The organism is Haliea sp. E1-2-M8, assembly GCF_030649675.1.
Classification (GTDB): Bacteria; Pseudomonadota; Gammaproteobacteria; order Pseudomonadales; family Halieaceae; genus Haliea.
This window is the reverse complement of the sequence record NZ_JAUTDR010000056.1, coordinates 1-4,608: the sequence shown is the minus strand read 5'-3', so window position 1 is coordinate 4,608 and position 4,608 is coordinate 1. Positions and strand designations below refer to the sequence as shown.

General features: G+C 56.4%; 4 protein-coding genes. All 4 read left to right on the top strand.

The window, feature by feature from the left end:
* The first annotated feature begins 753 nt into the window (after positions 1–753).
* The 4 genes from Q6D67_RS21380 to hpaH all read left to right on the top strand — a co-directional run bounded on the left by Q6D67_RS21380 (position 754) and on the right by hpaH (position 4,477).
* Entirely contained in the window at positions 754–1,143 is a 390-nt protein-coding gene (locus Q6D67_RS21380; protein WP_304707847.1) for a hypothetical protein, read from the top strand.
* Positions 1,144–1,154: 11 nt separating this feature from the next.
* Positions 1,155–2,663, top strand: coding sequence for a 5-carboxymethyl-2-hydroxymuconate semialdehyde dehydrogenase (gene hpaE / locus Q6D67_RS21375; RefSeq protein ID WP_304707846.1), 1,509 nt, complete (start codon positions 1,155–1,157; stop codon positions 2,661–2,663).
* A gap of 135 nt (positions 2,664–2,798) precedes the next feature.
* Positions 2,799–3,677: a fumarylacetoacetate hydrolase family protein gene (locus Q6D67_RS21370; protein WP_304707845.1), complete on the top strand. Its 879-nt coding sequence runs from the start codon at positions 2,799–2,801 to the stop codon at positions 3,675–3,677.
* The gene (hpaH, locus tag Q6D67_RS21365; protein ID WP_304707844.1) at positions 3,674–4,477 is read left to right on the top strand and encodes a 2-oxo-hept-4-ene-1,7-dioate hydratase; all 804 of its coding nucleotides are present in this window, start codon (positions 3,674–3,676) and stop codon (positions 4,475–4,477) included. Before Q6D67_RS21370 ends, hpaH begins: the two co-directional genes overlap by 4 nt.
* Positions 4,478–4,608: the final 131 nt, after the last annotated feature.

Below are 4,608 nucleotides of genomic sequence, written 5' to 3'. Positions count from 1 at the left end.
GCGACATAACCGAACTGGATGCCCACGGCAACCAACTGAATTTATTCAACTTTTAACCGGACACTAGTGATCGCAGGTACTTCCTTTGGAGGCAGTCGACGAGTTGGCCGCTTTCTTCGACGGTTGCCTGCTTGGCCGCGGCTAGTGATGTCGTGTCATGCAGCCGATGGCATCAGGAAGAGTCAGGACCCGGCGCCCACGGCCGAGGCTCACGAGTCCCGGTTGCTACTGCGGTACTTCCCCGATGTCATCCCTGCCTCGCGGGAGAAGAACCGCGAGAAGTAGGCGGGATCGCTAAACCCAAGCTGACGGCAAGTAGAACGTGACCGTCGCTGCCGCCTCAGTAACAAGAGGGTGAGTCACCGAAGGCGGTACGTCGAAGAATATGTGTGCCTGCTGGTGGAGCTGGTGCGAATAAACCGTGCCACTCGTGGCGTAGTGAATCTGGAAGCGTGCTGAGTGCCGATGCGCCGGCATACTGCGGCCGAAGAAGTCGGCCATGCAATCCAGTTTAAAGTCGCGCACCCCCGCATCGGAGCAACGCTGGTCATAGATCTGTCCGATATCGAAGTTAGATATCGGCTGCGACCCGAGCATGCCGTCTCGTCTCGTGACTTGTAGCATCCTCGCGCATGCAACCCACGGCATTGACTTCACTAACGGGTTAGCTTTTAATGTTAACATGTTAATTAATTGAGACAGTCTACACATTATGCTTCCGTCGAAGCAGAACCACGCGAAAGGAGGCTCTCCATGCCACACCTGAGAATCGAGTATTCGCCTGGTCTGGCCGAGCGAGTCGATATCGCAGCCGTATGCCGGGCCGCCTACGCGGCGATGAAGGAAGCGGGCATCTTCCCACTGGCAGGGATCCGCGTGCGTGCCTATGCCGCTGATCACTGCATCGTCGCCGACGATTTGGCCGAGAATGACTTCGCTGCTCTGACCCTGTCGGTCGGCGCCGGGCGCGACAAGCAGGCGCTACAGATTGCCGGAGGTATAGTTTTCAGCGCGGTGCGGGCTGCCTTCGCCGAGCCGCTATCCACGCCCCATTTCGCCCTTTCGCTGGAGATCCGCATCATCGATCCGGACCTAAGCTGGAAAGATACCCCGATCCATGCCCGTCTCTCGGGCGGCAAGTAAAAGGAATCATCATGAGCCAACTCCAAGAAAATCTGAACCGTGCCGAAGGCTACCTGAAACGTTTTCGTGAAACGGGCGTACTCAATCATATTGACGGAGATTCCGTGCCTGCGGCATCCGGGGCTACCTTCGACACAATTTCACCCGTGGATCTCAAGCCTATCGCGTCAGTGGCCAAGAGTGGAGCGCAAGACATCGACCGTGCCGTCCAGGCTGCCGATAAAGCCTTCAAAACCTGGAGCAAGACTCCTGGCAAGGAAAGGCGAGCCATCCTGATCAAAGTCGCTGAAGCTATCGAAGCTCGTGCCGAAGAGATTGCCTTCACCGAATGTATGGATACAGGGCAGGCCCTGCGGTTCATGTCAAAGGCGGCCATCCGTGGTGCAGCCAACTTCCGCTTTTTTGCCGACAAGGCCCCTGGAGCTGAAGACGGCGTGGCGCTGCGTAACGAAAACCAGATGAATGTGACGTCTCGTCGCCCGCTGGGCCCTGTTGGTGTCATCACGCCCTGGAATACACCATTCATGCTGTCGACGTGGAAAATAGCGCCGGCGCTTGCCTCAGGCTGCACAGTGGTCCACAAGCCAGCCGAATTCTCACCTATGACGGCCAAACTGCTGGTCGAGATTGCCGAGGAAGCCGGGCTACCCAAAGGGGTGCTGAACCTGGTCAACGGCTTCGGTGAAGATGCAGGGAAAGCACTTACCGAGCACCTCGGCATCAAAGCCATCGCGTTCGTCGGTGAAAGTCGCACTGGTCAGATGATAATGGCCCAAGCAGCGCCTACCCTGAAGCGCTTCCACTTCGAACTGGGTGGCAAGAACCCGGTCATCGTCTTCGACGACGCCGACCTCGACCGTGCTGCGGATGCAGCCAGCTTCATGATCTACTCATTGAACGGCGAGCGCTGTACCTCGTCTTCGCGATTGCTGGTGCACGACACCATCTACGAAGACTTCACCCGTCGTGTCGCCGAGGTAGCTAACAAGATCAAGGTTGGCCACCCTCTTGATCCTGAGACAGTCGTTGGCCCGCTTATCCACCCCGAGCACAAAAAGAAGGTCCTGTCCTATTTCGACAAGGCGCGTGCGGAAGGCGCCACCATCGCTGCCGGAGGCGAAAAGTGCGGTGACGAGGGCTGCTATATTCGGCCGACACTATTCACCCAAGCCACCAACGATATGAGCATTTCCCAGGAGGAAATCTTTGGCCCGGTACTGACCGCTATTCCTTTCAAGGATGAAGAAGAGGCGCTGCGCATAGCCAACGATACTCAGTATGGTTTGTCTGCCTATCTCTGGACAAACGACCTGAACCGCGCGATGCGCATGACCGATGAGCTAGAAGCCGGGATGATGTGGGTGAATTCGGAGAATGTACGTCACCTGCCGGCACCTTTCGGTGGAGTCAAGTCTTCCGGTATCGGTCGCGACGGTGGGGACTGGTCTTTTGACTTCTATATGGAACTAGTCAACGTTTCCTTCCCACGCAAGATGCATCAAGTGTCGAAGCTCGGGTGACCAGGAACCAGCGTTGCAAAGGCGGTGCTCCCGCACCTTGTCGGTATTGGCCCGGTAGCATCGATCTCAAGCTGCGCTCTCTGTTTTGGTTACCCATCCACAAGCCCGGTCTCGCAGAACTGCCAGGAGGAATTTATGATTCGCCCCGTTCCCGCACGTATTGCCGCTTTTCACGCTAATGGTGCCGATCGCTACGGTATTGTCACGGATAGCGGTATTGTCGACCTGACTGCGGACTTTAGGTTTCGCTTCACGGGCCTCAAGGAAGTCATTGAAGCCGGCGCCATCGACGAACTGGTAAAGGCGGCCGAAGGCCGAGCCCCCACCTATCGTGAAGAGGGCGTGACTTTTTTAATCCCAATCGCCAATCCCGAAAAGTTGATTTGCGTAGGCGTCAATTTCCCGTCCCGAAACGAGGAGTACAAGGATGGTCAAGCAGCTCCCAGCAAGCCATCGCTCTTTATCCGTTTCCCACGCAGCTTCGTCGGACACCAACAGAACCTTGTGCGGCCTCCGGAAAGCGAACAGCTCGACTACGAAGGCGAAGTCACGATTGTCATCGGCAAAAGTGGCCGTCGGATCTCTCGCGAGAAGGCGTATGAGCATATCGCCGCCGTGACGCTGTGCAATGAAGGAACCATCCGTGATTGGGTACGCCACGCCAAGTTCAACGTCACACAAGGCAAGAACTTTGACGCTACCGGGGCTATTGGCCCCTGGCTAGTGCCATTCAAATCAGCAGACCAGTTGGATGACATCGAGCTGACGACGCGTGTAAATGGCGAGCTTCGTCAGCAGGACAGGACATCGCGGATGATGTTCGATTTCCGCTATATCATCAACTACGTCTCTACATTCACCACCTTGATACCAGGTGACGTTATCGTCTGCGGCACGCCCACGGGTGCTGGTGCGCGCTTTGAACCTCCCATCTGGCTCAAGCCAGGCGACGTTGTCGAAATCGAGGCTGAAGGGATCGGAAAACTTAAAAACAGCGTGGAGGATGAAGCATGACTTTAAGCCGAGAACAGATCGATCACGCGGCTAATGCGATTCTCAACGCTGAGGCGAGTCGTGATCAGATTGGGCTTATTTCCCTGGCCCACCCCGACATGACTCTGGATGATGCGTATGCCATTCAGGCCGCCCAGATGTGGAAGAAGCTTGCCCAGGGCCGGGAAATCCTTGGCTGGAAAATTGGCCTGACGTCGAAAGTCATGCAGGATGCGCTTGGCATCGATACGCCTGATAGCGGTGTACTCTATGAAGATATGGCCTTTATCGACGGTGCCACGATACCCAGGAATCGCTACATTCAGCCGCGCGTAGAAGCCGAGATCGCCTTCATAATGAAAGCACCACTGGACGGCGAAGTGACCCGCGAGGAAGTCTTGGCTGCCACCGAGTATTTAGCACCGGCTATCGAGATTCTCGACACCCGCATTTTGCGCAAGGATCCTGAGACGGGCAAGGCGCGCTCTATCTTCGATACGGTGTCCGACAATGCAGCTAATGCGGGCATAGTGATGGGCGAGGCACGCCACGCTCCTGATGCTTTCGACCTTCGCTGGGTCGGCTCCATAGTCAAGAAAAACGGCACCGTGGTCGCGACCGGCCTGGGCGCTGGAGTTCTGGACGATCCGGTCACTGGCATGATCTGGCTAGCACGCCGCATGGCAACCTACGGCCAGCGGATCGAAGCCGGACAGGTCGTCCTGTCAGGGTCGTTCATTGGCCCCATCGAATGCCCCCCCGGCACGGATATTGAGGCGAATTACGGACCTTTCGGCTCAGTAAGTCTGCGCTTTGAGTAGGTCATGATGGCCCTAGGTTGCCTTTATCCGGATCAGCGACCACGGGTGATTGTTCACCTGAACTCACTAGTGTCCGGTTAATTTGATTACGATCATGCTGAAACCCAGTGTTGACGTGGCTTTACAGCCGA

Coding starts and splice junctions, on each gene's coding strand:
- Q6D67_RS21380 (WP_304707847.1), top strand. CDS start 754: ATGCCACACCTGAGAATCGAGTATTCGCCTGGTCTGGCCGAGCGAGTC.
- hpaE (WP_304707846.1), top strand. CDS start 1,155: ATGAGCCAACTCCAAGAAAATCTGAACCGTGCCGAAGGCTACCTGAAA.
- Q6D67_RS21370 (WP_304707845.1), top strand. CDS start 2,799: ATGATTCGCCCCGTTCCCGCACGTATTGCCGCTTTTCACGCTAATGGT.
- hpaH (WP_304707844.1), top strand. CDS start 3,674: ATGACTTTAAGCCGAGAACAGATCGATCACGCGGCTAATGCGATTCTC.